Annotated in this window: 20 protein-coding genes and 1 tRNA gene; 10 read left to right on the top strand and 11 right to left on the bottom strand. The window is 60.4% G+C overall.

Annotated elements, in window-relative coordinates; genetic code table 11:
• Positions 1 to 1,728, bottom strand: coding sequence for a hypothetical protein (locus JNJ45_00345; protein ID MBL8047107.1), 1,728 nt, complete (start codon positions 1,726 to 1,728; stop codon positions 1 to 3).
• Positions 1,729 to 1,866: 138 nt separating this feature from the next.
• Here JNJ45_00345 and lexA point away from each other — a divergent pair, with 138 nt between their 5' ends.
• On the top strand, positions 1,867 to 2,499 hold the full coding sequence (gene lexA / locus JNJ45_00340) for a transcriptional repressor LexA (GenBank protein ID MBL8047106.1): 633 nt from the start codon (positions 1,867 to 1,869) through the stop codon (positions 2,497 to 2,499).
• Here the strand turns inward: lexA and JNJ45_00335 are convergent.
• Positions 2,496 to 2,825 carry an HIT domain-containing protein gene (locus JNJ45_00335; protein ID MBL8047105.1) on the bottom strand — a complete coding sequence of 110 codons (330 nt, stop codon included), beginning with the start codon at positions 2,823 to 2,825 and terminating at the stop codon, positions 2,496 to 2,498. The genes lexA and JNJ45_00335 overlap by 4 nt on opposite strands.
• 18 nt (positions 2,826 to 2,843) lie before the next feature.
• Between JNJ45_00335 and JNJ45_00330 the strand changes: the two genes are divergently transcribed.
• The 5 genes from JNJ45_00330 to JNJ45_00310 are packed head-to-tail and all read left to right on the top strand — an operon-like array spanning position 2,844 to position 6,536.
• On the top strand, positions 2,844 to 3,497 hold the full coding sequence (locus JNJ45_00330) for a nicotinamide mononucleotide transporter (protein MBL8047104.1): 654 nt from the start codon (positions 2,844 to 2,846) through the stop codon (positions 3,495 to 3,497).
• A 24-nt stretch (positions 3,498 to 3,521) separates the two neighbouring features.
• A complete protein-coding gene (locus JNJ45_00325) occupies positions 3,522 to 4,223 on the top strand; it encodes a prepilin-type N-terminal cleavage/methylation domain-containing protein (protein MBL8047103.1) in 702 nt (233 codons plus the stop codon).
• Between the two features lie 3 nt (positions 4,224 to 4,226).
• Positions 4,227 to 4,526, top strand: coding sequence for a YciI family protein (locus JNJ45_00320; protein ID MBL8047102.1), 300 nt, complete (start codon positions 4,227 to 4,229; stop codon positions 4,524 to 4,526).
• A 53-nt stretch (positions 4,527 to 4,579) separates the two neighbouring features.
• Positions 4,580 to 5,491, top strand: a complete 912-nt coding sequence (locus JNJ45_00315; protein MBL8047101.1) for a PEP-CTERM sorting domain-containing protein — start codon at positions 4,580 to 4,582, stop codon at positions 5,489 to 5,491.
• A 4-nt stretch (positions 5,492 to 5,495) separates the two neighbouring features.
• Positions 5,496 to 6,536, top strand: a complete 1,041-nt coding sequence (locus JNJ45_00310) for a PLP-dependent cysteine synthase family protein (GenBank protein ID MBL8047100.1) — start codon at positions 5,496 to 5,498, stop codon at positions 6,534 to 6,536.
• On the opposite strand, the gene JNJ45_00305 is transcribed toward JNJ45_00310, so the two are convergent.
• Positions 6,521 to 6,615: transfer RNA gene (locus JNJ45_00305), tRNA-Sec, on the bottom strand. The two genes, JNJ45_00310 and JNJ45_00305, sit on opposite strands and share 16 nt — an antisense overlap.
• Positions 6,616 to 6,621: 6 nt before the next feature.
• Entirely contained in the window at positions 6,622 to 7,281 is a 660-nt protein-coding gene (locus JNJ45_00300) for a response regulator transcription factor (protein MBL8047099.1), read from the bottom strand.
• A 33-nt stretch (positions 7,282 to 7,314) separates the two neighbouring features.
• Here JNJ45_00300 and JNJ45_00295 point away from each other — a divergent pair, with 33 nt between their 5' ends.
• The 3 genes from JNJ45_00295 (at position 7,315) to JNJ45_00285 (ending at position 9,202) form a co-directional block, all read left to right on the top strand.
• Positions 7,315 to 8,280 carry an ABC transporter ATP-binding protein gene (locus tag JNJ45_00295; GenBank protein MBL8047098.1) on the top strand — a complete coding sequence of 322 codons (966 nt, stop codon included), beginning with the start codon at positions 7,315 to 7,317 and terminating at the stop codon, positions 8,278 to 8,280.
• 1 nt (position 8,281) lies between these two features.
• Positions 8,282 to 8,770, top strand: a complete 489-nt coding sequence (locus tag JNJ45_00290) for a hypothetical protein (GenBank protein ID MBL8047097.1) — start codon at positions 8,282 to 8,284, stop codon at positions 8,768 to 8,770.
• Between the two features lie 237 nt (positions 8,771 to 9,007).
• Complete coding sequence (locus JNJ45_00285; GenBank protein MBL8047096.1) at positions 9,008 to 9,202, top strand: hypothetical protein; 195 nt, start codon at positions 9,008 to 9,010, stop codon at positions 9,200 to 9,202.
• A gap of 36 nt (positions 9,203 to 9,238) precedes the next feature.
• Here the strand turns inward: JNJ45_00285 and JNJ45_00280 are convergent, their stop codons facing one another.
• From JNJ45_00280 to JNJ45_00255, 6 genes are all read right to left on the bottom strand, one after another.
• Entirely contained in the window at positions 9,239 to 9,730 is a 492-nt protein-coding gene (locus tag JNJ45_00280) for a TetR family transcriptional regulator (GenBank protein MBL8047095.1), read from the bottom strand.
• Positions 9,731 to 9,773: 43 nt separating this feature from the next.
• Positions 9,774 to 11,546, bottom strand: a complete 1,773-nt coding sequence (gene selB / locus JNJ45_00275) for a selenocysteine-specific translation elongation factor (GenBank protein ID MBL8047094.1) — start codon at positions 11,544 to 11,546, stop codon at positions 9,774 to 9,776.
• Entirely contained in the window at positions 11,546 to 12,439 is an 894-nt protein-coding gene (locus tag JNJ45_00270; GenBank protein MBL8047093.1) for an isoaspartyl peptidase/L-asparaginase, read from the bottom strand. Before JNJ45_00270 ends, selB begins: the two co-directional genes overlap by 1 nt.
• Positions 12,440 to 12,521: 82 nt before the next feature.
• A complete protein-coding gene (locus JNJ45_00265; protein ID MBL8047092.1) occupies positions 12,522 to 13,547 on the bottom strand; it encodes a SurA N-terminal domain-containing protein in 1,026 nt (341 codons plus the stop codon).
• A 123-nt stretch (positions 13,548 to 13,670) separates the two neighbouring features.
• A complete protein-coding gene (locus JNJ45_00260) occupies positions 13,671 to 14,447 on the bottom strand; it encodes a FliA/WhiG family RNA polymerase sigma factor (GenBank protein ID MBL8047091.1) in 777 nt (258 codons plus the stop codon).
• A 1-nt stretch (position 14,448) separates the two neighbouring features.
• The gene (locus JNJ45_00255) at positions 14,449 to 14,658 is read right to left on the bottom strand and encodes a hypothetical protein (protein MBL8047090.1); all 210 of its coding nucleotides are present in this window, start codon (positions 14,656 to 14,658) and stop codon (positions 14,449 to 14,451) included.
• A gap of 166 nt (positions 14,659 to 14,824) precedes the next feature.
• Here JNJ45_00255 and ilvC point away from each other — a divergent pair, with 166 nt between their 5' ends.
• Positions 14,825 to 15,799, top strand: coding sequence for a ketol-acid reductoisomerase (gene ilvC, locus JNJ45_00250; protein MBL8047089.1), 975 nt, complete (start codon positions 14,825 to 14,827; stop codon positions 15,797 to 15,799).
• Here ilvC and JNJ45_00245 read toward each other — a convergent pair.
• Positions 15,786 to 16,289 carry a 6,7-dimethyl-8-ribityllumazine synthase gene (locus JNJ45_00245; GenBank protein ID MBL8047088.1) on the bottom strand — a complete coding sequence of 168 codons (504 nt, stop codon included), beginning with the start codon at positions 16,287 to 16,289 and terminating at the stop codon, positions 15,786 to 15,788. The genes ilvC and JNJ45_00245 overlap by 14 nt on opposite strands.
• Positions 16,290 to 16,303 lie beyond the last annotated feature (14 nt).

The following is a 16,303-nucleotide window of genomic DNA, read 5'->3' as shown; positions in this document are numbered from 1 at the left end:
TTAGTTTCCGGTTTTCTCGCCGGTCAAGTCCTTGGAGCTAGGTGCCTTGTCTTTGGCCTTTGTGGCGTCGGCGGCCTTTTTCTCAGCCTCGGCGGCCTTTTTCTCGGCCTCGGCGGCTTTACGCTCGTCTTCGGCGATCTTTTCGCCCTGCTTCTTAATCTCCGCGCGCTCCTTGTCGGTCGCGAGCTTGTCTTGTCGCCACTGCTTGAGGAGGTCTTCGGCGGCCTTAATTTCTTCCGGCGTGCCGAGCTTCGCGTTTTTCAGCGAGAGCAAGGTCGCGCCCAGGTTGCCGAAATTGGCTTCGTTCACCGGCTCAAAACCGGAGTTGGCTTGGATTGCCTTGACGAGTTGACCTGCGGCTTCGGGCCGCTTGGCGGCAATGAGGTTCTTGGTGAGTTCAAGTCGAAGACCGACCGATTCGGTCGTCCCCAGATACTCCTCGGTGGTGGCCAGAATGCGCTCAATGTTCTTGGTCTTTTGCTCTTGGGTCCACGCTTTCATCAAACGTTGAAGAGCAATCTGTCGAGAGAAAATAGTGAGGCGTCGATCCGCTTCCGATTCTCCGCTGAGCGGACTTTCCAGGATGCCTTCGTACTTGGTGATCATTGCCGGATTCTTCGGGTCGAAGTTGTCGCTGTAAACCGTGAACAGGTTCTTCGCGCCGTCGCTCTTCCAGGTCACGCCTTCCTTGCGGACGGCGGCAATCTTTTCGGTGCGAATGGTGCTGGCGGCTTGGCCGACCACTTCGTCGCGAACAGACGCCTTGATCTTGTCGAATTCCTTAATCGGGTTGACCGTGCGCTTGACGATAAAGTAGATCGCCTGCCCTTCTTCGGTCGGCAGCGGGCCGACGGTGGAGCTTTGCTTGGCGCTCTTGAGCTCGGCCTTGGCCGTGCCCAGCACCATGCCCACGGGTAGATTTTGGGTCGAGTCTCGAAGCCGCTTGCCCTCTTCCGGCATGTCCTCCGAGTACTTCTCCATCACGTCTTCGAACGACTGGCCCGCTTTCAGATCCTTTTGCGCGGACTCGATCTTGGCCGGGTCTTTGCTGTAGATTCGCTTGACCATGAGGATGTCGCGCGACACCTTCAGGTCGGCATCGTCGAACGTAAGTTCGTCCTTCAGCTTCTCGCCGTACAGCGAAAGGCTGCCCTCGGCGATGATTGCTTCGCGCTTCGTGGGGTCAGCGAGCGCCTTGCGGAATCCATCCAGAGCCTCCTTGCGAGCTTGCTCCAGCGGACGCTTGGCTTCCTTTTCAAAGGCGGCGGCGAAATCTTGGTCGGTCGCATCGCTCTTGAGTTTCTTTTGGATGATCATTTGCATGCGCATCTGCTCAAGTTGCGAGTTGATGGACGCATTGAACTGGTTAATGATCTCTTCGTCGGTCGGCTTGAACCCAGCGCGCTTTACGGTTTCGAGCGCGTAGGCGGCTTCCACCGAATTGAAGAGCATGTTGCCATAAACATCCGGCACGATCTCGGCCGCCAGCGATTGGTTCGGCTGCTGCTCTTCGATGGCGCGGACGCGGTCGCTGACCTGCGAAAGCAAAATCGGCGTGGAGCCCACCATTCCGAGCGGAATCTCCTTACTCGCCTGATCGGCCCCGCCGCCGGTGCTGTTGCCCTGACACTGGAACATGCTCGTGCCGAGCGCAAGGATCATCAGGACCCCGATGGTCCACGAGCACCCTTTGTGCTCACTAAGTTTCTTAACCTGACTAATTGACATGGGCCAAAATTCGCTATTACGAAAACCCATTATGGCACTCGGTCGGTTCCCGCACCGAACAGTGACTCATTTTTATCGAAATAATTGTAGACACCCCCTTGCATTATGTAGACAAAGCCTGGGTAAAGTGGAGATGCCATGGCTAAGGGACTAACACGACGGCAGGAAGCAATTCTCGTTTTTGTCAACGAGTACATCAAGGAAAAGGGGTATCCGCCCTCGATTCGGGAAATCGGATCGCACTTTGAGATCGGCTCGCTGCGCGGGGTGACGGTTCACCTGGACGCGCTAGCCAAGAAAGGCTTTATCGCGCGGGCAAACACGCCCCGCTCCATCCGAATTACGCACCCGGCCTACGAGAATTCGGCGAACCGCACCGCGATGCTCCCGCTCGTCGGGACAATTGCCGCCGGGATCCCCATCACCGCCGACCAGCACGTGGAAGACCTGATTCCGGTACCCGCGCAAATGGTGAAGAACATCGAAAACGCGTTTCTGCTTCGGGTGCGAGGCGACTCGATGAACGGCGAAGGCATCATGCCGCGCGACCTGGTGGTAATCAAGCCCCAACAAACCGCGGTGAACGGCGACTTGGTCGCGGTTCTCCTCGGCGACGAAGCCACCGTCAAGCGCATTCGCTACGAGCCGAAGGGCACGTTCCTCATCGCCAGCAACCCCAACTACAGCCCGATTGCGGTGGATCGCGAAGACGCCAAGATCATTGGCCGCGTGGTCGGCCTCATACGCGACTACGCGGGCATGGCGTTCTAAGCAAAGTCGGAGGTCATCTTCTTGCCCGCCAACAGGTGGACATGAAGATGATCCACCACTTGGCCGGCATCCGGCCCCTGGTTGATCACGAGGCGATAGGTGGTCAGTCCGAGTTGCTCGGCGACCTTGCGAGCCGCGTTAAGAAGGTGGTTGTGGTCGCCTTGGTCGCCGGTCGCGGCGACGCCCTGCACTTCGGTCTTCGGAATCACCAACACGTGCGTCGGCGCTTGCGGGTGAATATCGCGAATGGCGAAGCAGTGCTCGTCTTGCCACAAGACTTCGCCCGGGATTTCGCCGTTGAGAATGCGCGTGAAAATCGAGGCCATGGGTAGAGTCTATCCCAGATGAAATCGCCCCTCATGATCCTAAGCCTGGCCGCCTCGGCGGTGCTCATTTGGCTTGGCGTCAGCGGGCGAATCCCGAATTCTTGGCAAGAGTGCGTGGGCGCCGTGGCGGGCGCTTGGTGCGTGTGGCTCGCCGCCAAAGAGAACATTTGGAACTGGCCCATTGGTTTGGTCAACGCCGTGTTCACTGGCATCGTGTTGTTTGAGGGCAAGCTTTTTGCCGACGCCTGGCTGCAACTCGTGTACTTCCTGTGCGGCATCTGGGGCTGGTGGAGCTGGGTCTACGGCGGTGCAAATCGCACCGAACTCCCCGTGACCCGATGCTCCCGGACCGAGCTGTTAATTGGGCTAGCCCTGGGGGCCATCGGCACCTACTTCGCCCGGCTCCTGCTCATCCGCTACAACGGCGCCTCGCCCATGCTCGACGCGGTGCTGACCTCGTTCAGCCTCGTCGCGCAGTACTGGCTCATCCGCAAGCGCATCGAAAACTGGGTGCTCTGGATTGTGCTCGACGTGGTTTACGTGCCGTGGTTTGCCTATCGCCAGTACTACCTGTTCGCAATTCTCTACTTCGTTTTCCTCGTTCTAGCCGTGATTGGATACCGCGACTGGAAGAATTCTTTAGAAAAACCTGCAATCGCCTCTACATTGTAATTGCAAGTTAGTTACAATAAGAATATGCGCAAGGCGTTTACTCTTATTGAACTGCTCGTAGTCATCGCGATTATCGCAATCCTCGCGGCCATTCTCTTCCCCGTTTTCACGCAAGCCAAGCTGGCCGCCAAGAAAACGCAGGACCTTTCGAACCTAAACCAAATCGGCAAGGCGATCATGCTCTACGCCAACGACAACGACGACCGCACGATGGTGGTCAACCATACGCTTGACATCGGGTGGTTTGACCCGCTGTTTGGGTACGTAAAGAGCAAGGACGCGTTCCGGACCCCCGCCTACAAGCGCAAGCCCCTGGATGAGGACGGCACGCTCGTGACGCCGGAAAGCGACTACAGCATCAACGGCCTTTACAGCCACGGCGAGGTGCTGGGCAACATCTCGCGGCCCGCCGACCAGATTCTGGTTTCCGTGCGCGACATCGAGGCCATTGACGCCGAGTACCACCCCTGGCCGGAGACGGCGGTTGCCGATCCGTTCACCAACGACTGGAACACACTGGCCGCCTACCAAGGGTCGGAAGCACCGGGCGCGCCAGTCGAAGAGTGGTTCCAAACCCGCTTGGCGCAACGAGCGTTTGGCAACGGCACCAACTTCACTTTCTCGGACGGGCACAGCAAGTTCTCGGCGTGGGAGCGCACCTTACGGCTGGACAACCAACTGCCGGGGCAGCACAATGTGGATCGCGTGGTGGGCAAGCTAAACTAGCGCGTGGCCCACTACGTGTTGCTGTACGAATTCGTGGACGACTTCCTGGCGCGGCGCGGAGCCTGCCGCCAGGAGCACCTCGACCAGATTTGGGCGGCCGTCGAGCGCGGCGAGATTTTGCTTGCCGGAGCCCTGGAGGAACCCGCCGATTCGGCCATTCTCGTGTTCGTCGGCGATGGCCCCGAGGCCGCGGAGGAATTCGCTCGCGAGGACGTGTACACCCGCGATGGACTCATCACCAAGTGGTCGGTCCGCAAGTGGAACACCGTCGCGGGAGAACTCGCGAGCAACATCACCCGGTAGATTTCTGGCAATTTTTTCGCCCAAATGGCACGAAACTGCCTTACAATAAGGGCGTGAAAGTTGTTTCTCTGTTCGTGGTCGCCAGCGCGGCGGCCAGTGCCTCGGCCTCGTTTGACCTCCTCTATGTGGCCGATCGCGGCAACGATATGATCCATCGGTTCGATGGCGGGAGCCGCGCATACCTAGGTTCAATCGGCGGGGGCGGCATGCTCAACAACCCGGCGGGAGTCTATGCCGATGCCAGCAACGGCAGGTTGGTCGTGACCGCGGAGAATGGCACGTTCCAGTTCGATTTGTGGAATGGCGCGTTGCTCAACGCAGTGGGCTTCTACGCGGGCGGTCACATCACCAAAGCACACGGCAGCTACACCTTTAACACGAATTTTAATGTGAACTACCTTGGCGCCGTGGTGCCTAATGTTGACGGTTGGTATGGAGCACCATCCCTGCCGCTGTCCGCCACTTACACGGCGACCGCATTTCGTAACAATGTCCTGGCAACGGTCCATGGCGGCACCAACTGGCGCGAATATAGCTACACCGCCCTGTTTGGCGCGGCAACCTTAACGCGCTCGGTTACGCTAGCAGCTCCCGCGACTGGCCAAATCGCCATGAGTCAGACGAGCAATCTCCACCTGGCGGCTTCGGGCACGACCAACCAAGTGATCTCCGCGTCGACCAGCAGCAACTTCTCGAGCACGTTCAACATACCAAATATCTCCGTCGTCAAAGGTGTGGCGTTTGGTCACGGCGACACCTTCTACACCTGCGGCACGGTATCCGCGGGCAATGGCCTGGTTCAGGTGATGAATACAAATATTGGCTACGGGCTCGGCACCTTTGGCGCTGGCATTCTCAGCGACCCGGTCGCGATCTCCACGATCATCGCGCCCGAACCGAGTTCGCTGTTTGCTATGGCCGCCGGAGCCTTACTGCTTCGCCGCCGCCGAAAGTCAGTACACTAAGCGAGTGGTTCAGGCGGATATTCAGCGACGATTTCATGGCCTTTCGCAGATGGTGGGCAACACGCCGTTGCTCGCCGTGCACTTCCGATTTCGCGGCGAAGAGCGGACCATCTACGCCAAGGCCGAATATCTGAACCTGACCGGCAGCATCAAAGACCGGATGGCTTACACCATCCTGCGCAAGGCGTACTGCGAGGGCGCGATCGCGCCCGGCGAAACAATCGCCGAGGCGACCTCGGGCAACACCGGAATCTCATTCTCGGCGCTCGGGCGGGCGCTCGGCCACCCCGTGGTGATCTTTATGCCGGATTGGATGTCCACCGAGCGGGTGAAGCTCATTCAGAGTTTTGGCGCTGAGGTGGTGCCGATCAGCCCGGCCCAGGGCGGATTTTTGGGGAGCATCCGCGCCACCGAAGACCTGCGCACCCAGCGCGGCGACGTCTTTTTACCGTGCCAGTTTAGCAACTGCGTGAACTGCGAGGCCCACGAACAAACGACGGGCCCCGAGATTTTGGAGCAGCTCCGCCTCATCGGCAAAAAGCCAAACGCGTTTGTCGCGGGGGTGGGCACCGGCGGCACCATCATGGGCGTCGGGCGATTCCTGCGGGAGAAGGTGCCGGGCGTACAGATTCACCCGATGGAGCCGGCCGAATCGCCGACGCTTTGCACCGGCCACAAAATCGGCAAGCACCGCATCCAGGGCATTTCTGACGAGTTCATTCCCGAGATCGTCAAGCTCGAACAGCTCGATAGCATCGTGGATGTCAATGACGGCGACGCGATTATCATGGCCCAGCAACTGGCCACGCGCATGGGATTGGCGGTCGGAATCAGTAGCGGCGCCAACTTCCTGGCCGCGCTGAAAATTCAAAACGAAATGGGCGGCAACGCCGTCGTCACGACCATTTTCTGCGACGACAACAAAAAGTACTTGAGCACCGATCTGCTCCGCACGGAACCCGTCGCCGAGGGTTATCTCGCGCCGGAAGTCGAGCTGATTGGTTGGGAAGCGATCCGCCGCGTAGCCTGTGGCGGGAGCGTGTAAGAGTCGAACTCACCTGACCCCGAACGAGGTCACAATCGGTTTTGAAGACCGCGGGGCACACCGGCACCCATGCGCTCCCGAAATCTTATCGGTCGGCCATTTTCGCCTTAATCGCCTTCATCGCCGCCTCGGTGCGGCTGTTCACCTGCAGCGCCTTGAGGATGTTGCTGACGTGGTTTTTCACGGTCTTTTCGGCGATGCTCAGCTTGTCGGCAATCTCCTTGTTGCGCAGACCCTCGGCGACCAGATCGAGAATCTCGGACTCGCGATCGCTAAGCGCAAAGAGCTCGGTGTCGTCGGTATCCACATCTTCCTTTAGGCGGCGGAAGTCGGCAATGACCTTGCTGGCGATACGCGGCGTGATGACCGCCTCGCCCTTGGCGGCGGAGCGCACGGCGAGAATCACATCCTGCGGCGTGCTGCTCTTGAGCAGATAACCCAGGGCGCCCGCGCGGAACGCCTCGAACACGATATCGTCGTCCTCGTTGACCGTCAGCACCACCACATTGATGCTGCGATCCTTCTTCAGCACCTTGCGAATGAGCTCGATGCCGTCCATTCGCGGCATGTTGATGTCGGTCAGAAGTACGTCGGGCGACTCGGCGAGGCACGCTTCCAGCGCGTCCATGCCGTCCTTGCACACGGCAAGAATCTCGCATTCCGTCATAAAGCCCAGCGTCTTTTGGATGGCGTGGCGATAGGCCGCTTCATCTTCCGCGACAACAACCTGGACTTTTTCGGACATACGTGCAGTATAGCAGGCTGTAAACTAGCGACCATGGCCGTGTTGGAAGTCGAAAACCTGAGTCTCGCGATTGGCGGAATGCCGATTTTGCGGGGCGTTAGTTTCCAGGTGGAAGCCGGTCAAACACTCGGCGTGGTGGGCGAATCGGGGTGCGGTAAAAGCATGACGGCCAAGGCGATTATCGGCATGGCGCCCCCTGGGTCGGCGGTCTCGGGCAGCATTCGCTTGGCCGGTCAAGAACTGGTCAGTTCGCCCGAGAAATCCTGGCAGCAGATTCGCGGCAAGCAGATTGCGATGGTGATGCAGGATCCCTTCACCAGCCTCAATCCGGTGCTCAACGTTGGCTCGCAGATCGCCGAGGTGTTTGAGCTGCACCAAAATTCCACGCGCCGCCAAGCCTGGACGCAAGCCGTGGACATGCTCGACCGCGTGGGCATTCCCGATCCGGCGGCCAGTGCGCGCAAGTTTCCGCACCAAATGAGCGGCGGCCAGCGCCAGCGCGTGGTCATCGCCATTGGGTTTGCCTGTCGCCCGCAGGTGTTGCTGGCCGACGAGCCGACCACCGCACTGGACGTGACCCTGCAAGCTCAGGTGCTGAGATTGCTGAAGGACTTGCAAACCGAGTGCGGCACGGCGGTACTGCTAATCTCGCACGACATCGGCGTGATCGCCGAGACGAGCGACGAACTCGCCGTGTTTTATGCCGGCCAGGTGGTGGAGCAAGGTCCGCCGACCATGCTGCGCGCGCCGCAACACCCCTACACGCAGGCTCTGCTCGGCGCGGTTCCGCAGCCCGGGCGCGACCGCTTGGCCAGCATTTCAGGGCAGCCACCGCGATTTGATGCGTTGCCGCCGGGGTGTGCCTTTGCGCCGCGCTGCCCTTACAAGGTGCCGGAATGCGATCAGCCGCAGCCTTTGCGGCAGCTTGCCGAGGGCATCGCCGTCCGCTGTTTGCGAATCAATGGCGCGCCAATGGCGTCATCACCATTGGAGAAGTGAAATGACCACTGCAAGTAAGGTTGGAATTGGTTTCGGAATCGCGCTTGTCGCGTTGTTCGGGCTCAAGTTTGCGCTCGGGCGCCCGACCGACGAGGAAGCGATTCAGGCTGCCCTGAAGGAAGCTCTGCAGGCGAGCCGCGAGGGGCGCCCGGGCGCGGTGCTGGACTTTGTCAGCCGAAACCTCAAGGTGAACAGTGAGGAGGCGCAAGGGGCGGGCCGCGGCGAGGTGGCCAATTACATCCGCAACGCCAAGCCCGATATCGAAGTGCTCAACCCGAAGCCGGTGATCACCGGCGACACGGCGACGATTGCGTCCCCCGTGAAAGTGAGCGTCCGCATCGCGATGGTGCAGCTGCCGGCGGTGACGATTGACGCGCGCATTGGCCTGGCCAAGGAAAGCGGTCGCGAATGGCTAATCATCCCCGTCCCCAAGTGGCGCGTCACCGAGATTCAGGCGGATAACATTCCTTCGGAGTTGACCGGGAACTGAAACGTCGCCCGCATGGGGTGTCTCGAGAAAGAACTGCTTCTTCAAAGGACTTAGAGTGATAGCAGTGGCGACCGTGAGCCCCTACTGACGGGGTAGAACCACACCGGGTCAACCCATCTGGTCACCGGTACCCGAGCCCGCATAATGTGGGAACTGGCCAGGAACCGATGTTGTTGCCTCCAGTGGGAAGCACCCTTGGTTGCGTGACCAAGCTTCCCGAAGTTAGGAGGTAACAACATGAAAAAGTTAATCTCGCTTATCCTCATCGGAGCGCTGTTCACCGGCGCCCTCGTCGGCTGTAACAAGGCCGAAGACCCCAGCAACGGTGGCGAAGTCACCACCACTGGTGGCGACAACAAGACGCCGGGCACTGGCGAACCGGCTCCGACCAACGAAACCGAGCCCAAGAAGGCCACCGAAGCCGGCAAGTAACGCTGGCGAACAACGGGGCGGGAGGCGACTCTCGCCCTATTTTTGCGCCGAAATGTGCCAGGTTCGGGCGTTCAGACGACTCTGATTATCCGGCAACGAACCCAGACCCATGGCCGCCGTGAGCACACCCCACGCGGCGTCCGCGCCCAGGCGGGGGGCCAGCAGCTTGTGAACCGTGACCATGCTTTCCTGCGCTCGCGCCTGCAGACCGTCGGTCAAAAACGGGGTTTGCGCCATGATACGCAGCCAACAACACATGTCGTGCGAGACGCCCACCTCGTCGCCAAACAGGAGCGCCACGGGGTCCTCGGTTTCGCTGAGTTGCCGCAACGTAATCGCCTCCACGCGCTCAAGAGCGGCCACGGCAAGGTCGTCGCGAGTCGGGAAATAGTAGAAAATGTTGGCCTTGCGGACGCCGACCGTCCGCGCAATCTGATCCACGCTGGTGTTGAGCAAGCCGCTCGTCGCGAAGAGTTCAAGAGCGCCGTCCAAAATTCGCGTTCGAGTTGTTGTTTTGGGTTCGGCCACGCAAAAATTCTACCAAACCAAACCGGCGTTTCCCGTCAGAAAACTATAAGAAACGACGCTGGTCGCCGTCGCGCTGGGTGTGTCCCAGACGATCAAGGGTCTCCAGCAGCGGCACCGCCACGCGCCGACTGGTGTTGAGCACGGTCCGCGCCTCGCCCACGCAAAAACCGTTGGTGCCAAATTTTTCGCGCAACGCCTGGGCGCTGGCGACCACCGTCGCCTGCCCCAAGTACACGTCCGCCGCCACTTGGACAATCGCGCCGACGGTTTGGCCAAGCCGAAGCCCCTCTTCGATGGTCGGCAACGGAATGTTCAGCTCTTTGCCGAGCTCATAGGGGTTGGGAGGATTGAATCCGTGCCCGGCCAAGCCCTGCACCAATCGCTCGACAAGCTGGCCCTGTCGCTCGTTCAGGCGCATGCGAAAGCTGGTGAGCGCCCAGCAGTTGCCCTGCGCGCGCAAGTGGCCCTGTTGAGCCAGCAATGCCAACAGGCGCTCGCGCGGCTTGCCGGTCAGCGCAATCTCCACCTGCTCGCTCTTGGGGCCGGGCAACGCCGGGTGCGCCGTGTGGAAGGTTTCCATGGCGCTCAGGCAAGCGCGAGCAAGGGTCTGCAGGTGGTCGGCCGCGAGCCACGTGCCGGCCAAACCGACGATCGTCCCGGCGCGCTTGAGCCGCTCAAACTCGTCGCCAAGTTCCTGCGGCGTACGACCCAGCTTGCGGCAGATGACCTCGGTGGTCACGCCGTTGGCGGCCCGCTCGATAAGGCTCAGAACCGTGTTGCCAGTCGCGGTGGCGGGCACGAGCATGCCGCCGCCGAGCAGGTCCATCGGGCTGTGGCGACGCAGAATAATCGGCGAGCCGGGGATCACTCCGACCGGACGGTCGAGCTTAAGAATGGCGGTTTCGCCTTGCATGCGCAGGTCGGCGAGCACATCCTCGGTTCCGAGTCCGACGCGCACGCGGCGCGGCGGTTTTTCGTCGGACACCCAGCGAACTTGAGCGTGGAGTTCGGTCTCCGCCGAACCCAGTTGCGGCTCGGCGAGCAGGGTGCCTCGCGGCATTTCCTCCAGCGTCACCTTGCTGCTCAGCAATATCGCAACCCGCTCCGGCCCCTCCACGCTGGCAACCGTTTGGCCGTGCACCTGCAATTCCAAAATCTTGACCCGCCAATTGCGCGGCCACGCGACCAGGTCTTCGCCAACGCGAAGTTCTCCGCGCAGCAAACTGCCGGTCACCACGTTGCCGCGACCTTTTTGGGCGAACGCGCGGTCCACCCACAGTGCCGCACCGCCACGGCGCGGCTCGCCTAGACTGGCATGCGCGCTTAGCAACTGCCGGCGCACGTCCTCCAGGCCGTGACCATCAACCACGCTGCAGGTGACAATCGGGGAGCTGGCAAATCGGGTTCCGCTGAACAGCGATTGAACTTCTTTGCGGCGCTGCCGCAATAGCTCGGCATCGGCCAGATCCGCCTTGGTAATCGCGACCACCATGCGCTCGACGGGCAGCAACTCCATGAGAGCAAAGTGCTCGCGGGTTTGCGCCATGATGCCGTCGTCGGCGGCCACGCAGAGCAGGCAAACCTGCACGCCCATCGCCCCGGCCAGCATGTTGGTGATCAGCGATTCGTGGCCGGGCACGTCAACCATGCTGACTCGGGCGCCGTGGGCATCATTCAGAAACGCAAACCCGAGATCAATCGTCATGCCACGCGCTTTTTCTTCGGGCAGACGATCCGGGTCAATCGAAGTCAGCGCCTTGATGAGCGCCGACTTCCCGTGGTCCACATGACCGGCGGTTCCGATGATGCCAGCCATCAGGCGATGGGCGGAATCTCGGTGAGTTCAATCGCGCCGTCGCGGCACACCCACATCGGAAACGGGCTGTGCGTGGTCGCCGCGCCGACTTCGCCCTCGGGGCTCATCGCGAACACCACACACGGCTGCTCCAGCGTGACGGGCCGTCGCCGCGCCATAAACTTGATCGTGGCTTCGCAAGCCTGGGTGGGGCTCATCCCGCCGCGCATGTGCTCCAGAGTCCGGAACGAGGCCACCGCTCGCCAGAGTTCCTCCCCGTTGCCCGTCGCGCCGGCCGCACCCAACTCGTCGTCAGCGTAGATGCCCGCGCCAATGATCGGCGAGTCACCCACGCGCCCCGGACGCTTAAACGGCAAGCCACTGGTGCTGGAGGCCGCCGCCACATGGCCCTGGTTCAGACCCAAAATCGTCACCGTGTCGCCGTGAATCTGCGACGTGGGGTCGCTCATCACGTGCACGTAATGCGCTTCTTTGTTCTCGGCGGCCGCCCAAAGTTGGTGCCGCCGAATGGAATCCTCGCTGTGCGTCACCACGGGCTCGGCTCCGTTTTCGAGCGCAAAGCGGCGCGCTTGATCGCCGGCGAGCATCACGCAGGGGGTGAGGTCCATCACCTGCTTGGCCACCCGGATAACCGGGCAGATGCCTCGAACGGCGCACACCGCGCCCGAATTGAGGGTCTGGCCATCCATGATGCTGGCGTCCAGCTCAATGTCGCCGTCGGTGTTGGGCACCGAACCGCGGCCAATCGCGATAAGGTTGGGATCCAACTCCGCGACGGCCAGCCCCTCGGCCATGGCCGTGAGCATGTCGGCCCCCGCCGAGAACTGTCGCCACGCCTCGCGAATGGTCGCCTCGCCGGGTTCTCGCCAACTGGCAACAAAAGTAGTCTGCATCAAGTTCATAAGGTACCAGCGAGACGAACAAAGACGCGCCCACCACGATTGGCGAGCGCGTCTGGTTTTGTCCGAACCGAGCTTAGTTCTTGTTGGTCGAGCGGTTTTCTTCGATTTCTTCGAGTCGCTCAAGTGCGGTCTTCCAGCGACCTTCGAGCGTTTCGAGCTTGACCTCAATCTTCGATTCCTTCATCTTGTTGAGAAGGCGCGTGTCGAGGTCAATGGCGATCATCCCGCGCTCCACGGCCAGGCGGCGGCGGATACTCTCCTTCATCAGATCGTCAATGGCGACCTTCTCCGGAGCGGTCTTCTTTTCGACATAGAACTTGGCAAAGCCGTCCGAAAGCTTCAGCCAGTCGCTGGTTTGAGCTTCGTTGAGCTTTTCGGCGATGGCACGCACGGGGCCGGGCATCGAAGTAATCACATTCTGTGAGAAGCGAGTGTTGGTCTTAGCACCCGGGTGCTGGGAGTATTGCGAAGAGACCTTCGAGAAGCTTTGGCCACCCTTGAGGTCGCGGTCCACCAGAGCCTTGGCTTCTTCCGTCTTCACGAGAATCCACTGCATGTCGGCCGTCGGCGGCTTGATAAAGGCAGCCGGGTTCTTTTCGATAAAGCGGTTGACGGCGATGTCCTTGACTTCGATCCCCTTGGTGAGAATGCGTTCGCGAGCCAGTTCGATGCGGAGTTGGTCCTTGATTTCTTCCAGCTTCAGGCCTTGCGAATTGAGGTTCGGAATGAAGTTGCCGTCCATCTTGTTGCGGAACTTGATTTCGTCTTCGATGTCCTTGTCGGTCGGAGCGACGCCTTCGTCCTTGGCCAACTGAAGCATCAGCTTGTTACGCATCAGGTCTTGGAAGGCTTGGAAGCCCATGGTTTCGGCAACGCGAGCCGCGACTTGGTTGCCGCTGTTGTCAATGACGTTGACTTGCGGCTTGAACTCCATATAGCGGTGCCATTCGTCGGTCGAGATTGCTTCGCCGTTGATGCTGGCGACGGCTCCGCCGCCACCCTTGCCACAGCCGCCGAGGCCAATCACGCCGATCCCAACCGTCAATCCGGCGACAAAAATGCCGACCGCGCCAAACTTTGCTTGTCCAAACTTGCTCATGAATTCAAATCCTTCTTTGGTGCAATGACCAATGATTCACGATCATTGTTGAACAAGAATCGTGCCAAAGAAGTTCCCACCCGGTTATACCAGGTTGGACCTTCTTAGCCCCGTTATTTTTGCTTAAGCGCCGACCGTTGTTTGGTCCTTCATGAACGTGCGAAGGCGGTTCATGGCCTGAGTGTGGAGCTGGTAAACGCGCGATTCGCTGACGCCCAGCACCTTGCCGATTTCCTTGAAAGTGAGCCCCTCAAAGTAATAGAGCGCCACAACAAGGCGCTCGCGTTCGGGAAGACGGTCGATGCCGTCGCCGAGAATGCGGCGGATTTCGCGACCCTCGGTCTCATGACCCGGCGTGGCTTTGTCGTCCACCAGCAAATCGCGGAACGGCACGCTGTCGTCACCGCCCGGCGAACCCAAAATGTCATCGAGGCTGTAAACGTTGGTGCGACCCATGCGGACGAGCAGTTCGCTCACTTCCACATCGCTGATGCCCATGCGCTCGGCAATTTCGCGCTCGCTGGGCGAACGGCCGAGTTGGGTTTCCAGGTTCAGGTAAGCCTTGTCGAGAGCCTTCAGCTTCTCGCGGATGCTGCGCGGCACCCAGTCTTCATCGCGAAGCATTTCCAAAATTGCGCCGCGGATCAAGGCAATGGCGTAGGTTTCAAACTTAACATCGCGGGTCGGGTCAAATTGGTCAACGCTCTTGACCAAGCCGATGACGCCGCTTCCGATGAGATCTTCGCGATCTAGGCCGCCGGGCAAACTGGTGACCAATCGTCCCGCGGTGATTTTCACCAAATAGCTGTAGTGGTTAATCAGGTCGGCGCGGGATGTGGGGTCCTTATAGACCTTAAAATCAACCCACGACTTTTGCAATTGTTCCTGCGATAACGCCATTTCAACTCTCCGGTTGACCCGTCGCGCGGACGGCCCCCGTACCCTCTTTCTCGGTGAGTCCTGCTTCGCCGCGTTGCACCCGGATCGTGAAAAACACGTACCAGCATTGCGTGGCTACCACCCCTATGGCAAAAGCAACGAGTCCACGAATCAGGCAGTCGATGGGACCGACGCCAGCAAAAATGCTCGCCGCAAGGGCCGCAATTGCCATGAGTCCTCCCACCACTTTAGGCATGAATTCGTAGTCACCACCAAGACACGACGTGCAACATCCTGCGAATGCCGCTCGCCACATTAATGAATCTTCGTAATCTCCTTGAGCTTTCCTCAGGGCAAATCTCAAGTTTTCTGCGACATTTTTTGGTTTACTGGGGGATATGGCTCATTTCATCCCCGCCGCCGACATTGACGACGCTCCCGCGCGAGCGGCTCGGATCGGCGTTTTGGGGTTCGGGAACCAGGGTCACGCCCACGCTCTGAACCTGCACGAGGCGGGTTTGTCGGTTTCGGTGGGGTTGCGCCGGTCAAGCGACAAATGGCCAGTGGTTGAGGCTGCTGGGCTCAAGGCCATGGAGTACGGTGACTGCGCCGCGGCCAGCGACTGGGTCGTGATGGCCCTTCCCGATCAGCACATGGCCGCCCTCTATGCGGACATCGAGCCGCGTCTCGCGCCGGGTTCGACGGTGATTTTCGTGCACGGCTTTGGGCTGGAGTTTGGCGGCATTCGACCCCGCGCCGACCTCGACGTGGTGCTCGTCGGGCCCAAGGGATCGGGCGCGTCGCTCCGTGCCGAGGTGCTCGCCGGGCGCGGGCTCGCTTCGCTGGTTGCCGTCCATCAAGATGCATCGGGCATGGCGCAGAGCAAGGCGCTGGCCTACGCCAAAGCGATAGGCGCGGCGTGGGGCGAGAGTCTCCTCACCACCGTACGCGAGGAAACAGTCACCGATCTGTTCGGCGAGCAGGCGGTATTGTGCGGCGGCGTCCCGGCGCTGGTGCGCTGCGCTTACCAAACCCTTGTGGACGCGGGTTACTCGCCCGAGCTCGCGTACTTTGAGTGCGTGCACGAGCTCAAGCTGATTACTGACCTGATCTACACGCGCGGTTTGGCGGGGATGCAAGCGGCCATCAGCGAGACCGCCGCTTATGGCGGAGAGATCACCGGCGACAAGGTAATTCGGCCCGAAGCGGTTCGAGACACGCTCGCCAAGATCCAATCGGGCGAGTTCGCCCGGGCTTGGCTAGCCGAGGCCGCCGCCGGAGCGCCCACCCTGGCCGCTGCCAAGCAAGCCGCCGCAAGCGACCCCATCGAGGCGGTCGCCGCATCCATAAGGGCGAAGATTATTCTTCCTTAAAGGGGTCGTACTCTTCGTCCTCAATCAGCGAATTGAAGTCGTGTTCACCGAACGTCGGCAGTTCAAACTCGTCGTCCACCTCAATGTCGTTAAGCAGGCGAACCATCTCCATGACCGAACCCGCCGCCTCGCGCCCCTTGTTGCCGAGCTTCATCCCGGCACGATCCAGGGCCTGCTCGGCGTTTTGCGCGGTGATGATGCCCCAACCAATCGGAATCTGCGTGCTCACTTGCAGGTTCATCAGCGCGGAACTCACGTCCTTGGCGAGCAAGGTGGCGTGCATGGTTTCGCCTTCCATGATGCAGCCGAGCGCGACGATGCCCTGGAAGTTGTTGGTCGAGATCAATCGCGAGGCGAGCACCGGGATTTCCCACGCTCCGGGAACCTGAAACACCTCAACCATTTGCTCGTTGAGCGTTTCCTGCGCGCCCTGGAGAAGCGCCTTGGTGACCAGCTCGTTCCACTGGCTAACGATGATCGCGATTCGCATACCACTTATTGTGG

Source organism: Chthonomonas sp. (assembly GCA_016788425.1).
Classification (GTDB): domain Bacteria; phylum Armatimonadota; class Fimbriimonadia; order Fimbriimonadales; family Fimbriimonadaceae; genus JAEURQ01.
Note: the sequence above shows the minus strand (reverse complement) of the source record. Positions and strands in the feature narration are given on the sequence as shown.

Coding starts and splice junctions, on each gene's coding strand:
- JNJ45_00345 (MBL8047107.1), bottom strand. CDS start 1,728: ATGTCAATTAGTCAGGTTAAGAAACTTAGTGAGCACAAAGGGTGCTCG.
- lexA (MBL8047106.1), top strand. CDS start 1,867: ATGGCTAAGGGACTAACACGACGGCAGGAAGCAATTCTCGTTTTTGTC.
- JNJ45_00335 (MBL8047105.1), bottom strand. CDS start 2,825: ATGGCCTCGATTTTCACGCGCATTCTCAACGGCGAAATCCCGGGCGAA.
- JNJ45_00330 (MBL8047104.1), top strand. CDS start 2,844: ATGAAATCGCCCCTCATGATCCTAAGCCTGGCCGCCTCGGCGGTGCTC.
- JNJ45_00325 (MBL8047103.1), top strand. CDS start 3,522: ATGCGCAAGGCGTTTACTCTTATTGAACTGCTCGTAGTCATCGCGATT.
- JNJ45_00300 (MBL8047099.1), bottom strand. CDS start 7,281: ATGTCCGAAAAAGTCCAGGTTGTTGTCGCGGAAGATGAAGCGGCCTAT.
- JNJ45_00295 (MBL8047098.1), top strand. CDS start 7,315: ATGGCCGTGTTGGAAGTCGAAAACCTGAGTCTCGCGATTGGCGGAATG.
- JNJ45_00290 (MBL8047097.1), top strand. CDS start 8,282: ATGACCACTGCAAGTAAGGTTGGAATTGGTTTCGGAATCGCGCTTGTC.
- JNJ45_00285 (MBL8047096.1), top strand. CDS start 9,008: ATGAAAAAGTTAATCTCGCTTATCCTCATCGGAGCGCTGTTCACCGGC.
- selB (MBL8047094.1), bottom strand. CDS start 11,546: ATGGCTGGCATCATCGGAACCGCCGGTCATGTGGACCACGGGAAGTCG.
- JNJ45_00270 (MBL8047093.1), bottom strand. CDS start 12,439: ATGCAGACTACTTTTGTTGCCAGTTGGCGAGAACCCGGCGAGGCGACC.
- JNJ45_00265 (MBL8047092.1), bottom strand. CDS start 13,547: ATGAGCAAGTTTGGACAAGCAAAGTTTGGCGCGGTCGGCATTTTTGTC.
- JNJ45_00260 (MBL8047091.1), bottom strand. CDS start 14,447: ATGGCGTTATCGCAGGAACAATTGCAAAAGTCGTGGGTTGATTTTAAG.
- JNJ45_00255 (MBL8047090.1), bottom strand. CDS start 14,658: ATGGCAATTGCGGCCCTTGCGGCGAGCATTTTTGCTGGCGTCGGTCCC.
- ilvC (MBL8047089.1), top strand. CDS start 14,825: ATGGCTCATTTCATCCCCGCCGCCGACATTGACGACGCTCCCGCGCGA.
- JNJ45_00245 (MBL8047088.1), bottom strand. CDS start 16,289: ATGCGAATCGCGATCATCGTTAGCCAGTGGAACGAGCTGGTCACCAAG.